13 protein-coding genes and 1 pseudogene are annotated in these 17,053 nt (G+C 37.4%); 7 read left to right on the forward strand and 7 right to left on the reverse strand.

The annotated features are described in order from the left end of the window. Nucleotides 1-39: 39 nt before the first annotated feature. Nucleotides 40-1,341 carry an NCS2 family permease gene (locus ACJ2A9_RS01350; RefSeq protein WP_441419805.1) on the reverse strand — a complete coding sequence of 434 codons (1,302 nt, stop codon included), beginning with the start codon at nt 1,339-1,341 and terminating at the stop codon, nt 40-42. 468 nt (nt 1,342-1,809) lie between these two features. Here ACJ2A9_RS01350 and ACJ2A9_RS01355 point away from each other — a divergent pair, with 468 nt between their 5' ends. Continuing rightward, complete coding sequence (locus ACJ2A9_RS01355; RefSeq protein ID WP_441419806.1) at nt 1,810-3,213, forward strand: MFS transporter; 1,404 nt, start codon at nt 1,810-1,812, stop codon at nt 3,211-3,213. Between the two features lie 89 nt (nt 3,214-3,302). Here ACJ2A9_RS01355 and ACJ2A9_RS01360 read toward each other — a convergent pair whose 3' ends face one another. Then, nucleotides 3,303-4,370, reverse strand: coding sequence for a YeiH family protein (locus tag ACJ2A9_RS01360; protein WP_441419807.1), 1,068 nt, complete (start codon nt 4,368-4,370; stop codon nt 3,303-3,305). Between the two features lie 134 nt (nt 4,371-4,504). On the opposite strand from ACJ2A9_RS01360, the gene ACJ2A9_RS01365 reads away from it, so the two are divergent. Both ACJ2A9_RS01365 and ACJ2A9_RS01370 read left to right on the forward strand, forming a co-directional pair. Continuing rightward, a complete protein-coding gene (locus ACJ2A9_RS01365; RefSeq protein ID WP_441419808.1) occupies nt 4,505-5,410 on the forward strand; it encodes a LysR family transcriptional regulator in 906 nt (301 codons plus the stop codon). A 77-nt stretch (nt 5,411-5,487) separates the two neighbouring features. After that, nucleotides 5,488-6,414: a ketopantoate reductase family protein gene (locus ACJ2A9_RS01370; RefSeq protein WP_441419809.1), complete on the forward strand. Its 927-nt coding sequence runs from the start codon at nt 5,488-5,490 to the stop codon at nt 6,412-6,414. Between the two features lie 125 nt (nt 6,415-6,539). Here ACJ2A9_RS01370 and ACJ2A9_RS01375 read toward each other — a convergent pair whose 3' ends face one another. Together ACJ2A9_RS01375 and ACJ2A9_RS01380 are read right to left on the reverse strand one after the other, a co-directional pair. Continuing rightward, complete coding sequence (locus tag ACJ2A9_RS01375) at nt 6,540-7,028, reverse strand: hypothetical protein (protein WP_441419810.1); 489 nt, start codon at nt 7,026-7,028, stop codon at nt 6,540-6,542. Nucleotides 7,029-7,376: 348 nt separating this feature from the next. After that, complete coding sequence (locus ACJ2A9_RS01380; protein ID WP_441419811.1) at nt 7,377-8,387, reverse strand: CotS family spore coat protein; 1,011 nt, start codon at nt 8,385-8,387, stop codon at nt 7,377-7,379. 150 nt (nt 8,388-8,537) lie between these two features. On the opposite strand from ACJ2A9_RS01380, the pseudogene ACJ2A9_RS01385 reads away from it, so the two are divergent. The 4 genes and pseudogenes from ACJ2A9_RS01385 to xerS all read left to right on the forward strand — a co-directional run. Continuing rightward, nucleotides 8,538-8,993 (forward strand): annotated as a pseudogene (locus ACJ2A9_RS01385) (DUF3298 domain-containing protein); the annotation flags it as partial. 103 nt (nt 8,994-9,096) lie between these two features. Then, the gene (locus ACJ2A9_RS01390; protein ID WP_441419812.1) at nt 9,097-9,549 is read left to right on the forward strand and encodes an SRPBCC family protein; all 453 of its coding nucleotides are present in this window, start codon (nt 9,097-9,099) and stop codon (nt 9,547-9,549) included. A gap of 385 nt (nt 9,550-9,934) precedes the next feature. Then, on the forward strand, nt 9,935-10,549 hold the full coding sequence (locus ACJ2A9_RS01395; protein WP_441419813.1) for a DUF1405 domain-containing protein: 615 nt from the start codon (nt 9,935-9,937) through the stop codon (nt 10,547-10,549). A gap of 406 nt (nt 10,550-10,955) precedes the next feature. After that, entirely contained in the window at nt 10,956-12,044 is a 1,089-nt protein-coding gene (gene xerS, locus ACJ2A9_RS01400; RefSeq protein WP_441419814.1) for a tyrosine recombinase XerS, read from the forward strand. 153 nt (nt 12,045-12,197) lie between these two features. Here the strand turns inward: xerS and ACJ2A9_RS01405 are convergent, their stop codons facing one another. The 3 genes from ACJ2A9_RS01405 to ACJ2A9_RS01415 form a co-directional block, all read right to left on the reverse strand. Further along, nucleotides 12,198-12,632: a DUF2935 domain-containing protein gene (locus ACJ2A9_RS01405; RefSeq protein ID WP_441419815.1), complete on the reverse strand. Its 435-nt coding sequence runs from the start codon at nt 12,630-12,632 to the stop codon at nt 12,198-12,200. A gap of 132 nt (nt 12,633-12,764) precedes the next feature. Further along, nucleotides 12,765-13,358: an SCO family protein gene (locus tag ACJ2A9_RS01410; protein ID WP_441419816.1), complete on the reverse strand. Its 594-nt coding sequence runs from the start codon at nt 13,356-13,358 to the stop codon at nt 12,765-12,767. A gap of 17 nt (nt 13,359-13,375) precedes the next feature. Further along, the gene (locus ACJ2A9_RS01415) at nt 13,376-17,047 is read right to left on the reverse strand and encodes a multicopper oxidase domain-containing protein (RefSeq protein ID WP_441419817.1); all 3,672 of its coding nucleotides are present in this window, start codon (nt 17,045-17,047) and stop codon (nt 13,376-13,378) included. Nucleotides 17,048-17,053 lie beyond the last annotated feature (6 nt).

Raw genomic sequence — 17,053 nt, forward strand, 5'->3', positions numbered from 1 at the left:
GCAGGTTTCATCTCATTTCAGTTTATTTTTGCTATTCCCTTACTTTAAAAAGATAAAGTAGGAAAGGAAAACAAAAAACAACACATACATAATAGGGTGAACGTCTTTCGCTTTTCCTTTTACAAGCATCGTCACTGGGTACATGATAAAACCGATGGCAATACCTGTAGCAATACTAAAAGTTAAAGGCATTGTAATAACCGTTAAAAATGCAGGTACAGCAATTTCAAACCGTTTCCAATCAATAAGTGCTAATGATGAAGCCATCATTACACCAACAATAATTAACGCAGGTGCTGTGACTTCTGCCGTTACGACAGCAAGTAAAGGTGAAAAGAATAGAGCAACAATGAAAAGACCGGCTGTAATGATTGAAGTAAATCCAGTTCTCCCCCCAGCAGAAATTCCTGCAGCTGATTCGATATAAGACGTTGTCGTTGACGTTCCAAGAATCGCCCCAATCGATGTCGCAGTTGAATCTGCAATCAATGCTTTGCCCGCACGAGGGAGCTTATTATTTTTTATAAATCCAGCCTGGTTTGCTACCGCATAGAGAGTTCCTGCTGTATCAAAAAAGTCTACAAATAAAAATGTTAAAACAACGATGAGTAATTGAAACGTTAAGATTTGATCAAAAGTAACTTCTGTAAACAAGACACCAAATGTAGGGGCTAAACTAGGTACTGCCCCAACGATGGCTGTAGGCATAGGGATGATTTGAGTCATGATTCCAGCAATCGATGTTAAAATCATTCCATAAAAAATGCCACCTACAAATCCACGTAACATAAAAATAAAGGTAACAACCAAACCAAAAACGGTTAACAATGTTGGACCAGCGGTCAGATTACCTAACGTGACAAATGTTGCTTCATCTCCTACGATGATTCCAGAGTTCTTAAAGCCAATAAAGGCAATAAATAATCCAATACCGGCTGCTGCAGCATATTTTAATTCAGCAGGTATTGCATTAATAATCGTTTCACGAATCTTAAAAATAGTAATGAGGATAAAAATAATCCCTGATATAAATACACCTAATAATGCCACTTGCCAGTCAATACCCATCCCTAAGACAACTGAATAGGCAAAAAAGGCATTTAATCCCATCCCAGGAGCTAATGCAATTGGATATTTAGCTAATAGCCCCATTATTAATGTCCCGATTGCAGCCGCCAACGCTGTTGCGGTAAAAACAGCTCCCAAGTCCATTCCTGCATCAGCAAGGATGAGCGGGTTTACAAATAAAATATAAGCCATCGATAAAAACGTTGTCACACCAGCAATTGTCTCTTGACGATAATTTGTTCCATGTGCTTTAAAATCGAAATATCTTTCCATTTTTTGTGACCCCCATGAATGTGATAGTAAATAATGAAAGTAACAAACAAGCTAGCAACCTTTAAACCTTTCTTCAAAAAAACGCAGCAACACTTGTTTACAGCAATTCATTGTAAAGCCACATTAAACATCGTCTTAATGATCATTTAAACGTTTTAGAGACAGTAGCGACAAATTCACATTCATTATATTCAAAGGAATTTTTTTATATAACTAGTAAAGAAAGTAGTGGTTGATACATTTAAGTGTTTAGATTGATGAATTAATCACTTCTTGGTAGTTTGCTAAAAATCACCCCAAAATGTTCAATCTTTAGAAAATGTAAACAAAACGATAAATTAATAAATAAAGCCTCTCTCACAGTAGAGAAAGGCTCGAGGATCTGAATCACAATACTTGAATTTTTTTAGGTTTCCTGTTTATGCTATTCAAGTAGGTTTGTTAATAATAGGAAGGAGATCAAAAAAATTGACAACAATCGCTGAACACCTAAGTGTCGATGACCAGCTATCCAAATCCGAAAAAAAGAAGATCATTTTTCTGATTTGTTCTGTCTTATTATTTTCTGTTATGAATGGCACAATGTTCATGATTGCGGTCCCAGACATAGCTCTTTCATTTTCTCTTACACCCTCACAAGTAAGCTGGGTGGTCACAGGGTATATTATCCTTTATGCCATCGGAGCATTAATGTACGGAAAGCTTGCTGATATTTACCCTTTAAAAACATTGCTGACTATTGGACTTAGCTTGTTTGCGGCAGGGTCAATTTTGGGGTTCTTTTCACCAAATTATTTAATGGTCATTCTATCACGAATGATTCAAGCTACAGGGGCATCCTCTATCGTCGCATTGGTTTTTATTGTACCAACAAGGTATTTTCCTGAAGAGAGAGGGAAAGTATTAGGGATTGTTTCAAGCACAATGGCCTTTGCCTCTGGAATTGGACCGGTTATTGGTGGATTTATTGCAGGTACGCTAAACTGGCAATATTTATTTTTAATTTCTGGGCTTGTATTACTTACGATACCGTTTTTTCGAAAATGGATGCCTGAAGAGAAAAAGAAGGAAGGGCAAGTTGATATACTAGGAGCTGTCTACATTGCCATTGCAGTCGCTACTCTCATGCTCTTCATTACAATGGTAAATTGGTGGTATATCTTCTTTAGCATTATATTCTTTAGTTTGTTTACGAGGAGAATATTCACAGTCGATAACCCGTTTATTCATCCAAATTTATTTCGTAATACCTCATATCGAACAACGATTATTGCTGGATTTTTAGCCATCATGACAATGTTTGGAATGATGTTTATGATGCCTTTAATGTTAAGTGAGATCAATGGATTGAGTTCATTGTATGTAGGTCTTACACTGTTCCCTGGAGCAATGGCTGCTGCTTTTACTGGTAAATGGGCAGGAATATTAACTGATTCACGCGGTGGAAGGCAAGTAATCTTTATAGCGTTTGCACTTATGATCATTGGCTTATTTTTAATATCGACCTTTATCGGTAGCGCTGCTTGGATCATAAGTATAATGATTATTGTTACATATGTTGCTTTTCCATTTCTTCAAACCGGAACAGCAAGTCTAATCGCAACAGCTCTCCCAAGAAATGAAATCGGGGTTGGGATGGGAATTTATAACCTCTTCAATTTCATGTCAGGTGCATTCGGGGGAGCCATTATCGGAAAAATTTTAGATTACAACAGTTCCGTCGTGTTAAATCCAATGGCTATTGCCTCTGGAAATGCAATCATCTATAGTAATGTATTTTTTGGTTTAGTCGTACTGACTATTTTAAACGGCTGCTACTTTTATGTTGCATTTAAAAATTCAGATACTCTTTTAAATAAACGTAGTAGTTAGTGCAAGATTGTTGCAAAACAAAAAACTGGCTTAGAGATGTGTTCTTTAGGCCAGTTTTCATTAAAAAATTGATTTAGTACCGTACATCATTAAATGATGAAAAATGTAATGATTGAAAGTAGTATAGACGTGATCCCCATCGCAAACAAAGGACGTAAAGCCTTTGTCCGTACATCTTTCAAATTCACATTCAAACCAAGTCCTACCATAGCTGCTGTCAAACACCATGTTGAAAATGTCGCTACACCGTCCATAAAGCCATCAGGCACTGGAATTGAAGCCCCAAAGACATAGCTTCCTAAAATACTCATGACAATAAAGCCAATTAAAAAGTAAGGAAAAGGAACTTTTGACTGTGCTGATTCTTTGCCATCACTTTTACGCTTCATCCAGTACATCAAGATAAAGCAGAGGGGCACAAGTAGAAACACCCTGCCAAGTTTGGCTAACAGACCCATCGCTAAGGCATCTTCCCCGCCGGGAGCAGCTGCAAGTGCGACGTGAGCGATTTCGTGTAAGCTAATTCCAGACCATATTCCATATTCAACATCAGCCATTGGTAAAATTGGTCGTAATATCGTGTACGTAATCGCAAAAATCGTACCGACAAGTGCAATAATACCAACACTTAATGCTGTATCCTCATCCTTTGCTTTAACAATCGGTGCGACCGCTGCAATTGCCGCTGCCCCGCATACTCCAGTACCAACTCCAAGAAGAAGGGAAATATTTTTATCAGCTTTAAACCGTTTTGCGAGCCACAATGTTAGTAAAATAGCAAAAATGATCACACCAACATCTCGAATCAGTAATCCAAGTCCGTCGGAAATGACGATGCCAATATTTAATTTGAGACCGTAAAGGATAATGGCCAACCGCAGGATTTTCTTTGCTGAAAAATCAATACCCGAACGAATCTTTTCTGGATAATCAAAGAGCTGGCGATACAAGATCGCGATCAAAATCGCTGATGCTAACAGACCAACTTGATTAAAACCAGGTAGCTTTGCCAGGAAAAAGCCGAGCAATGCAATAAAAAAAGTAAATGCCACTCCACCTAGAAATAGGAGCCATTCCGATGACTTTGGTTTAGGTTCTTGTTCTGGTTCTATATTACTAAACTGTTCATCATATTGCCTCGCTTCGTACGGTGACATGTAATCCCTCCTGAAATTGTAGTGGTAATGTAAGAATAAGGGATTTTCTATAATAAGAAAAATAAATATTTATGATGCTTATCATAAGTAAACCCGTATAATAGAAGATAAGATAACAAAGCGAGGTGAGTGAAATGGACCAACAATTGCAAGTATTTGTTGCCGTAGCAGAGAAGGAGAATTTTTCACGTGCAGCTGAAGAACTGCACATGACACAGCCAGCAGTCAGTCAATATATCCGACAATTAGAACAAACGATGGGAACTAAATTGCTTGAGCGAACAAATAAATATGTCCGTTTGAATAAGGCTGGGGAAATTGTTTACCATCATGCGAAGGAGATACTAGGTCTTTACACAAAAATGCATTATCTAATCGACGATCTGACGAATAATGCGAATGGACCTCTTTCGATTGGAGCAAGTTACACATTTGGTGAATACGTTCTTCCCCACATTATTGCAAAAATGGAGAAGGAGTACCCGCTTATTACACCAAATGTGACGATCGGGAACACTAAGGACATTGCTGAATTAGTGTTAGGTCACCAGTTAGATGTCGGCATCGTAGAAGGGCAGTATGAGAACAAACATTTAATCATCGAACCTTTTTCTGAAGATTCCATGTACATTATCGCAGCAAATGATCATCACCTTTCTCAACAACAAAATGTTGAATGGGAAGACCTCATTAATGAAACATGGATCATCAGGGAGAAAGGCTCCGGAACAAGAGCAGCTGCAGAAAAAATGTTTCAACAATACGATTTCTCACCTAAGAAGACATTGGATTTTGGCAGCACACAATTAATTAAGGAGTCTGTTGAAGCGGGGCTTGGTATTACACTTCTTTCCGATTGGACTGTACATAAAGAAATTGCCTCAGGAACACTTTGTATCATACCTGTGAAAGGAATCGAGATTAAACGGCAATTTTCTACGGTACTTCAATCACCATTCCAAACGAAAGCATTACGGGTGTTTCTTGACATTGTTACGAACAATCAAGCACTCACCGAAGTGAAATGGAAAAATCAATAACAAAATAATTATTTATAATAGTCAGAATTGCTTTTCCGTGATAACATATGCAGAAAAGAGGTAAAGGAGGAATTTATTTGAATATTTTAGTACATGGTGCAGGTGCATTAGGTGTTTATTTTGGCGGGAGACTGCTTGAAACAGGGGAAAACGTATCCTTTTTTGTCAGAGAAAGACGAGCAGCTCAACTGCAACAAGAAGGTCTAAAAATCAACAGCCCTGAAGGAAACTTTGAGCAACAAGACATTACCGTCTACACAAAACCTGAAGAAGTCAATGATATTGATTTGCTGATCCTAGCGGTCAAAGGCTACCATCTTGCTGATGCTCTCCCACAAGTTCAAACGATTGCAGAACGAACAGGAGCATATGTAATGCCGCTATTAAATGGGATCGAGCATGTAGAGGCTTTAAAACAAGCCGTTGGTGAAGAAAAGGTGTTAGGGGGGTTTGCTTCCATTATCGCAACGCTGAATGAACGGGGACATGTCGTGCATTCGAACGCGAATAGTTTGTTAAAATTCGGTGCCCTGCATCCCGAACAACATAACATTTGTGATCAGCTAGAAGCAGTACAAGCAAATATCAAAACTAAACTCAAAAGAGAAGAACACATTTTAAAGCATATGTGGAAAAAATACATATTCATCACAGCCTTCTCTGGAGTCACTTCAGCCATGCAGCTTCCATCTGGATACATGGCAAGTAATGATGCGACATTTACCACTGCTAAAAAGGTAGTCTTTGAAATGGGCATGCTGGCTGAAAAAGAGGGAATTGCTTTATCTACAGAGGAAAAAGAAGCGATCGCAAACAGCTTAATCAGCTTTCCAAAGGAATCAACCTCTTCTATGCATCAGGATATGCGAAAAGGACTTCCATTAGAAGTTGAGCATTTACACGGCGGGGCACTTCGTATTGCACGCAAACACGGTGTAACAACCCCTGTAATTGAAACGATCTATGGAATTTTGAAGCCATATGAAAACGGAAGACCTGAGTGAAGAGAGTACTTTTTATCAGGTTAAATGACTTACCATGTCAACATGGAGAAAATATTGACAAAATTGAGAGGACCGAAACAAAAAATGGGAAGGTGTTAGCAAAAGCACCTTCTCATTTTTCTTAATCATTTATTTTGTATACGATCAATAAGTTTCCTGCGATCGAAGTTTTTTAGAGATGGTTCAGACGAAGCATGAACAAAATCCTCATCATCTTGATAATCAGATGGCTTAGATTTTCCTACAGATTGATATCTGATGTGAACCTCCTCAGTATATTCTGGGATTAATTCGGATGAAGATGACTTTTTCATACCTGCGATCCAGTTCTCAAGCTTATATGTTCCTCTGTCAATAATTTGAGACAAATCTTCAAGAGATTGAACCAGTTCATTTAAACAATCTAATCCATTACGTAACACGACTCTTCCTTTTTTGGCTGCTTTTTGAACGGAGTGTTCTAGTTTATAAATCTCATTCTTGTACTGAAATTCAATATAACAGCTGGTGCGATCATAGTTAAACGTAAAGTCTTCAATCTTCAAACGTCTCATGATTCTGACAAGTTTTCTTTCACAAGTTTCTTCTTCCTTATATGGCATCCATTTGAACATATTAATCCACCCCTTCTTAATTATGTCGAGTTCTGTAATGCCTTTTACTATGTATCTTGATTTCTACAAAATCCATCATTCCCCTTTTGTTATCGTTTTACATTAATCGACTTCTCTTACAAAAAAATACTAATTATATTTTTATTAAAACAGCCAGCACCTATGACATATCTAGACTCATCGTTATCTTGCACCCGAAAAAATCCTGTCCTAATTTGTGGCGTCATGTCGATAAAAATATAGCGATTGCGGTCAATAATTGAAACGGAACATGTTCATAAATAAATAAGCATCGCTAGAATGATAGAAAGTCAAAAGGACTACATCTAACTAAGATGCAGGCCTTTTTTATGGTGATGATTGATAGGAATTGAGTACTTGTTCTTTACTTGTTTCAGTAGCAATCATTTCTTTTAACCGCTGCAATCGCTTTTCCTCCGTTGAACCTGTTTCCCGATTTTCAAAGTATTTCGAAACCTGACCGTAGAAAAGGTGAGGGAATAAGAGACCGGCGACTAACACAGTATGCTGATCCTTTGTCAATGGAAAGACAGTCTCATACTCATGCAGCATCTTCTTTAAAAGCTTAAGGTCCCATTTTGTTTGTTTTTTCATCACTTTATTTAATATTTTTCTTATGTCACGCACTGGCAAATCAATCGTCAAGGAATCCATATCAAACACATGGAGGTTGTTGTTGCGATCTAAGGCTAAATTACCGGCTGCAAAATCCTGGTGACAAACGTTATGATTTGTTGTTGTTAGTTCTACCCAATCGTCGTAGCAGGAGTCCTTCAACATCTGCAGCGATTTCCGACATTGATTCAAAAATTGATCAACATGGAGGAGGAACAACGAATCAAATTTACTTTTTTTACGATAAGTTGAACACAAATTTTTCCATTTTATTAATTGCTGATAACGTTTTTCGTACTCTTCCTTCCATGTTCCAAGTAAGTAGGAAGGCTTGCTGTTTACTGGTATCTCAATCCCTGTTGATGCTTTATGAAAGTTCGCCAACCCACGCATAATCGAAGCCAGCTCTTTGCCCTTCTTATAATTAGGCTTTCTCCCTGTAATCGCTTCAAATAAAATGTAATACTCACCATTAAACAACACATATGGCTCATTACTGTTTGTATACATGACTTCTGGTGTGAGGACACCGTTTTTTCTTAAAAATCCGATCGCATGGGCCATGAAATTTAGGCGCTCTTTCTGCATTGGTACTTTTTTTAATATGAATTCACCCGAATCCGTTTTAATCAACCAAACAGCTTTTTTTCCTTTATCGGATAGTAAAGACATTGTTTTTATTGTTATTGGATAATTGAGTAACACTTTGTTAGCACCGTTCATCATGATTCTCCTTTTTTACTAAGCTATGAGGAAGATGAAAAAAATGTATAGGTGAATGTAGGGGATAGGGATAGATCCTTTTAAACATATTCATAGTTTTATAGGAATAAAAATGAGTAAAAATAGTAAAGGATGGGGTACAATTGAACAGGTAATATGCCGACAACAGTGAAAGATATGCTTGGAGAATATGAAATTAAAAATAATCAACGCCACGTGCTGAGCTTATCACTTTCCAATTATACGTATCATGACAAGGCAGCACACGGCATGACATATATAAAGTCATTAACGTTCGATCTGAAAGAAGGAAAGCGTTGTGGGCTGAAAGATTTGTTTATGCCTAATAGCGACTATATTAAAAAACTTTCAAGCTTAATTGACCTGCAAATCAAAGAGAGAAATATCCAGTTAATTAGTGACTTTACAGCCATAAAGCCAAACCAAGACTATTATATAGCCGATAAAGTGATCGTTATTTATTTTCAGCTCTATGATATTACTCCATATGTGTTTGGATTCCCACTGTTTCCAATTTCAGTATATGATGTAGTGGACATTATAAATGAAAACTGTCCCCTCGGTCGAATGGCAGTTAATAATTGACTTTCATTCGGATAGTATTGTGAAAAATAGGTAACGAATATAAGATAATAGTAAATATATGAACCCGATTTTCAAAGCGTTAATATAGTAGAGGTGTTTTACGGTGAAAAAATGGACAAAAGACATTGAAATAGATGCTTCAATTGAACAGGTTTGGACTTTTCTCGATAGTTCTTTAGAAAATATGCAACAAATCATGCCTCAAGTCGTTGAACATAAGCCAGTTAACGTTACGGAAGAAGTAGTTGGAAGTGTATATCGCCAGAAATATAAAGAAGGGAAGCGTACAGAAGAATATGATGTAGAAACATTAGAATATATAAATGGAACTGACGAGAAAAAACTAAAGGTAGGATTTACACTTGCTAATATGTTTGAAATAACAGCACTTTATGAATTAAAAAAAATTAATGATACAAAAACTTTCTTTAGATATACAGTGACAAATCGACCATTAAAGTGGTTTGTGAAATTATTTTTATTATTTGCAACTGAAAAGGTAGTCGTTCAGTTTTTAGAACGTGTCAAACATGTAGCTGAAACACAAAAGAGGTAGATGATCATTGTTTTTCTATTTCAAGCTTGGTTACTCTATGAAAAAAAATCACCCAGTTCTAATTAAAGGCAACTGAAAAGTCCCTAAAAAGCAAAAAAGTATAGTTCCTCATATTAATTTTAGGGAACTATACTTTTTTGCTGTATAATTTCAGTATCAACTTCAAGTGGTTGAATACGATGACTCAACATCAACAATCAATGAACATAAGTCCTTAATTCGATGTTCCAAAAGATAACCTATTAAATGCTTAAAAAATTACATTCATCTTTAAGTCTAGCAATTACAATTGGTCTCACACTTATTTCAGGGCGCTGCAAGAAATTGAAGAGGGAGACTTTTCACCTAAAATGATTAAAAAGTTGAATATTGGGAGAGGGTTTCATTGCTGTACTGGGTAATAGTATGGTTGAAAGAATGGCTTAGAAAGAAAGAGAACATCAGATTATTATTTATTATCAATTTAGTAGGTACTATATATGGGTATATATGGTATTTGCCTCAGTTTGTCCAAACAACTAAGTGGTTATGGCCATTTGTACCGGATAGTCCTACAGCCAGTTTCTTTTTTACAATCACTTTATTAAGCTTTTTATTTGGTAGAAGATGGCCAATCATTGAAGCACTTGGCGCCGTAGCTTTATTTAAATATGGAGTATGGGCCGTAGTAATGATTGTGTTAACGGATGCGGCTGGCGGAAGCCTTAACTGGACAAGTTATATGCTGATCATTTCTCATTTAGGGATGGCGGCACAAGCAGTATTATTCAGCAATGTTTTTAGCTTTAACGTAAAGCATCTTGCCATTGTTACAGTATGGACAATTGCAAATGATGCATTGGATTATTCGTTAGGTATATTTCCGTTACTTTATCAAGGGTTACACCCATACTTAGGATATATTTGTACATTTACGGTTAGTTTGAGCTTGCTTAGCATATTACTTTTCTATTTCCTAGTCGTGCGTGGGAAACGGCATAATTTTAACTATAATTGTTAAGGACGTTTTAGAGGGAAGACGTATGAACAATGGAGTTAAACTTCAATGGGTTTAATGTAATATTTTCATAGAATAGTTATTTTGAGCACAAATGAAAAAAATCCCGAGGTTTAACTCTAAATTTGTTATATAGAAATAGCATTTCAATTCAATTAATCCTAATTTACGATGATCAATCATTATGGTACGTAAAGGCGTACCATATAACAAAATTCAGTTAAACAGATTGGTAAAGCATTTAGATGTATGATTAATCATTATATGAATTCGAAGTAAGAGGAAGATGTGAAATCGTTTTTTGAAGTAACTCCAAGAAAAAAGATTATTACGTAAAATAATAATTTGATGTAATAAAATAGAGGAATATTTAGTTTCATCTAGAATAATACCTATTGAGGTGATTTTTTTGACAAACGATGCACAAAAACAACATTATCTTAAACTTCAGCAATTACTTATGGAATTACCATGGTATGTAGATGAATACATTACATTTAAAAAACGAAAACTTTCTGCAGCTTCATTATTGAATTATGCTCATGATTATAAAATCTTTTTTTCATGGCTTCAAACAAATAACTCACATTCTGGTCACATTAAAGACATTTCATTAGATCTGTTAGAAACGCTAACCGTTCAGCAGGTCGAGGAATTTCTAAGCTATCTTCAGTATGAATTAGACAATAAACCCGTTACTGTAAATCGAAAATTATCAGCATTAAAGTCCCTATTTAACTACTTACAAAACATTGCCGAAACCCGTGATTTAAAGCCCTATCTCAACCGAAATGTGATGGCAAAAATAGAATTTAATGACTTGAAAGAAAGTATGGAGACGATCGCCAATAAGATGGAAGGCAAAATTCTTCTTGGTGATGAATATGAAAAATTTCGGATGTTTATTGCTCATGAATACGGTCAACTAAATAAGGATAACAAAAAATTATCCAATTTTCACACGCTAAATCGCGAACGAGATACAGCAATTGTTTCGTTGATCCTCGGTTCTGGACTTCGTCTATCAGAGATCGTTAATTTAGATTTAGAAGATATAGATACGAATAAATACTGTGTGCGAGTGATTCGTAAAGGAAATAAAGAACAATATGTTTTTTTTAGTAAATTAGCAATGGATGATCTTAAGGAGTATCTCGCAATACGCTCAAGTAGATATCATGTTGAAGCAAACAATAAAGCATTGTTCGTATCTGCACCAATGGGCCCAAAAGGAAAATCACGAAGATTAACCGCTAGAGCCATCGAAAAACTGATCGAAAAATATGCCACAGCATTTGGGAAACCATCATTATCAGTACATAAGCTGCGACATTCATTTGCAACAAGATATCACGCAGAAATTAACGATGTACCAAAATTACGACGCCAACTCGGTCATTCATCCATTCAAACAACAATGATCTATACACATATCCGAAATGATGATTTAAAAAGCGCTGTAGACAGAATGGATATACCAAAGGATGACATTGAATGATGTCATCCTTTTTAAAAGGAAGTAAAAATTCTCCTCCTTCTAGTTTACATAATATTAATTATGTAAACTAGATAAAAACAAACAAAAATCGTCTCAATTGCTAAGTATACTTTAGAAAATGAGACGAAATAAATTTTTTCTTATTAAATAAACTTACATTTGCTGTTGATTGTATAATAATGCCTGCGCAATCCCGACAAAGTATTCGGATTCACGGATAATATGATCAATAACCACTTTTGCTGTAGGATTTGCGCTAATCACGGCACTTTCAGTTTTAATCGTTTGACAAAGCTTTATAAATTGTAAGCTCTGCTCTAAACAATATGCGACTAACTGGATCACCTGTTGCCATAATGCCGGTGTAATCATATAGCCTGACCTTACTACTGTCTGAATATATCGTAATACTTGCTGGTGTGTCTCGCTAAGTGCTGCCTCCCACTGTTGTAAAGCTTCGACATATTCTGCTTCCAAATTTGGCACAAGCTCCCTAATGACAACCGTATGTTCTTCCTCCTGATGCTTCCAAAACTCTGCTTCATCCAAAATTCGTAATGGCATTTGTTGCCCGTAATAAAATTGCAACCTTCTCCCTCCCCTTTCGTTTCTCTTATCAATATATGGGAGGGTTATCCAATTTATGTTAGGTCGGCTATATGATATAACTGGTGCATTCATCACTTGTTCTAGCTTTGTGTAGCGTTGCTTTTCTCCAATTCATTGTATTAATACGTTTATATCATCTAATATAACACTCTTATTAATTGGTTTATTTGAATTTGCCATGTCATAGGTTGCACGAATATTATTATTTTCATCTACTAAATACATCGTTATCGAGTGATACAATACTGTACCACCTTCTTCTATTTGATATTGCATTTGAAACTCATTCGCAATTTGCTTTGTTTCTTCTGGTGTTCCTCTTAACCACTTCCACCCATAAGGATCTGCATGGAACGAATTTGCATAGTTTTTTATGATTTCCGGTTGATCATTTTCAGGATCTAATGAAATCGCGATTAGTTCCACTCTATCGCCAAATAAATTTTTCTTCTTCAATTCTGACTGTAAATCTTTAAAATCCAACATTGTTAATGGACAAATATCAGGACATTGTGTGAAAAAAAACGTAACTAATTTTACTTTTTTATTATTGGATTCGTATCTGTCCCCATGAATTTCCTCTAATGAAAAGGCATCTGTGATATTTAAGATCGGTAATCTTTCATTTTCAGGCCATAACCAGTTTACGAGCATAAATCCACCTAAGATAATGCAAAGAATTAACCATTTACTTGGTTTATTCATTTACCCCACACCTGACATTATTTAAGTTTTCCTTTCTTATTTTTCAGTGGAGGCAGATTCTTTTGTCGATATTTATGAACACGAATAATCCCCCACATCCCTTGTTCAATATCCCAGCGAATATTACCTGACCGATACATGTAATCCCCAGGTAAATGATAAAAGCTGCCAGCCCCATAGTGTACATGTAAATCGGCAGCATGACCTGCAACAATTTCACCTTCAACAGACTTTATCTCAGAAACGATATCCTTATCATCAGTATTCCAATAATGACCATGCAAATGAAACGTATGTGATCGACGACGTTCAGAAGGATTGACGAGCCTGATTGTAATCGGATCACCGGGATATGCTTCAAATAAAGGCGTTGAAGGATCTCCATGCACTTTTGAACTAAATAACTCCTTCAATACAGGGTGCTTTCGCAGACGGTTAATTAAACGTTCTGTTCGATAATTAAATCCTCTGGATCCGTTATCATACGTATCGACAAGATCTCCAATTTCGTTTGGGTCTACCCCTCCCAATATACCATCCACTGGGTCAACAATAAGATCTCCTTTTTTATCAATCAAACGAGCTCCATCATACATGACGAGTACAAATTCCCTCGTTTCTGGTAAAAAAGGATGTCGTAATATGACATTTGCTCCAGTTCTTACCAAAGTCCCTTTGATAGGATGTATATACTCAGTTCCTCGTGGCTCAGCAATGAAAGCTCCAAACGTTCCCAGTGATCGATGATTTCTAATATCAGCCATATCCCACATTCCACATGCTCCAACAGCAAGATCCACATACCATTTGTACGTAACTGTTTCCCCCGGTCCGACTGTTTGATCAGGATTGAATCCGACGGTTTCCCCTGAGGATGTTTTCACATCATATTCAAGGAGCTGCGGATGCAATGATATTCTAAGTGAAGGCGGATAAAAAGCCTGCTCTTTAACAGGTGGGTACGGCCATATCCCATCCGGGAAAGGGAATCGATCACGTTCTAATTTACTTGTCAGGTTGACTTCAACAACCTCTCCTTGATTAGCCCTAATAATAAGCGGTTCAGGCTTCTTCTTTCCATTTACTATGTCTTCTACCTCTTCTTCTAGTGCAAATACAATTCCAAATGGATCTTGTTCACCCCATTTACTGTAAACAATCGGCGTATGGAAGGCGACAATGTTAAAGCGTTTTACAGGTGCATCAGCTGGACCAGGTGAAACAACAATCTCAGCAGGTGCAGGTGGCTTTCCTGTAGGTTTTGGTAATGGCGATGTTCGCTCAGGTGGTGGTTCTCGATCTGGGAGCGGGATAAGAAAATCGACTTCTTGATCAAATGATCTAATCAGTCCCCATAATCCATTCCAGAGGTCCTCTTCCGTTTCAAAAGTCCACAAATAATCACCCGATCTCGGTACAGCCATCTCTAACGTAAACGATTCGGAAATGCCAATGTGTTGCTGTGACTTGAACTTTGTTTCTGAATCTGGATGCTCAGCCTTCCAGCGTAGTCCGTGAATATTGAAACTATGAGATTCTTCTTGTGCCCCTTGCAATAACCTAACCCTTATTGGATCCCCCTCATAACAAAGTAAAATTGGAGTAATTGGATCCCCTTTTACAAATGAACTAAAGGAATAAGCAGGATCACAATCGTCTCCTAGGCGGAATTGAAGTGGCTCGTTTTTATAGTTCACCCCAAATAAACCGGGATCGTCCTGAGAACCAGGGAAATCTGGCGGTTGGAGTGGACAACCGTCTTTATCAAAGAGTAATGAAAAGTCTTGAACCATTAAAACAATGTCCCGGTAATTTGGAACGAATGCATGGACCGCAGTAATCTGTGTGCCATGATCAACTACATTCCCCGTTTTTGAATCCAAAAATGTTGTAAAACGTGGATGAACTACTCCTGTACCAAAGACACCATGCTGCTGATGGAAGTTCGCAAAGAGGTGATCATGGAAAAACCATGCCTTCAATTCAACATCGGCGTAATACTCGTATCGAATCGTTTCTCCAGAAAGAATGCTGGAATCATAATTCCAACCTATGTTTCCCCCATCCGAAACTAATACATCAAATTTGACAAAGTGAACATGTATACCTGTTTCATATGTCCTTGTTACAAGCTGAAAAGCATTTCCCCCTACCACTTCCGGCAAACGGTTTGTAAAATTTATCCGTACACAGGTGTTCGCTGACATGTGAAGGACCAACGGCTCAGGATCCTTACGTCCATTTACTACATCATCAATATCTTCATCCCGTACATAGATTCTGCCTATAGGATCGTTCCATCCTTGACGATTATAGACAATCGGTAGTTGAATAAGAGACACATTAAATTCAACTACCTCTGGATTTTCAACTACTGCACAAGGATCAACAAATACTGCACCCGGTCTCGCACTTGAAACTGCTGCATTTCTTTCAAGCTCCGTCATTTCCCGTCCGCCAACAATCCCAAGCGGTGGTCTTGGCGCTTTACAGCCGATTTTTCCAGGAATAAAATTTGGAAAACCAGGTCGTTCTTTTGTCGGTTTCGGTGGACAAGGACGATCAGGTAATGGTTGCAATTGCTCAATTGGAATCCCATTCGGGTAACATTGACTTCCGTCCTGAAGTGTATCAAATATACGATTGATCCCCCACATCCCAACACCAAAATGTGGATAAAGATGGCAATGGATAATCGCATCACCAATCGCTCCTTGAAGTGACCCTAACCCATAATGGGGTTGAACCGTATACCACGATTGAGGACTTACTGCCTTAGCATCTAATATTTCCGAATCGGTATTTTTAGGGTCTTTGGACCATTGATGAACATGATAATGAAACACATGAGTTTCCTTTACACCGGCATGAACGAGTCTGATTTTGACAGGGTCACCACGATATCCGCGTAATATCGGAGTAGCAGGATCTCCAAATACCCATGAATCATGGTGAACCTCTTCTCCATCACAATCTGGACATACGACACCTTCCTCAAGCAAACGAACTCGATTTTCTGCTGGCTCATAGCGGTAATTTACAGCATGAGTAGACTCTCGCTCTTGGTTCGTTGTCGGACTCAAAGGTTTATTTCCAGTTACGTCTGTTGTCGGCATTTCATCGTGGAATATCCACGCATATTCCCGAAAAGAAGGTACAAATGGGTGATGAACATCCGCATATACACCACTATTTAATGGCCCACCTGTAACAGGATCGGTCCACCAAGATCCTCGTTTTTCTGCAAATAAACACCCAAATAAACCATTGATATTTGTGCCATCATCACTACTATCTGGATTCCCTAAATCGGAAAACATATAGACACCTTCATGATTAACTCTAAAACGATATAAAATTTGATCCCCTGGTTCAGCAAGGGTATCTGGATTAAAACCCACGTTAGCCCCATCTGAATCTACAACATTATAATCCGCTTCTTGAAAATGCATACCTGTCGCATAATGAATGTTATTTTCAAATAAAATTTCAACTTCATCACCAACATTTGCCCGGATACAGAGCGGCTGAACTAAATCTACGGGTGTAAATGGGTTTTTCCGAACCTTTTCTTTTACTTTCAGTTCGTTTTCCTTTAAGACATACATCATACCGTCTCGATTGTAATCACCAAAGTTGTTGAGAACGATCCGAATCGAAATAGCAACAACATGATAAGATCGTTTCATGGTCTC

Origin of the sequence: Anaerobacillus sp. MEB173 (assembly GCF_052119505.1) — a bacterium.
In the GTDB taxonomy this organism is placed as follows: Bacteria; Bacillota; Bacilli; order Bacillales; family JBJMAU01; genus JBJMAU01.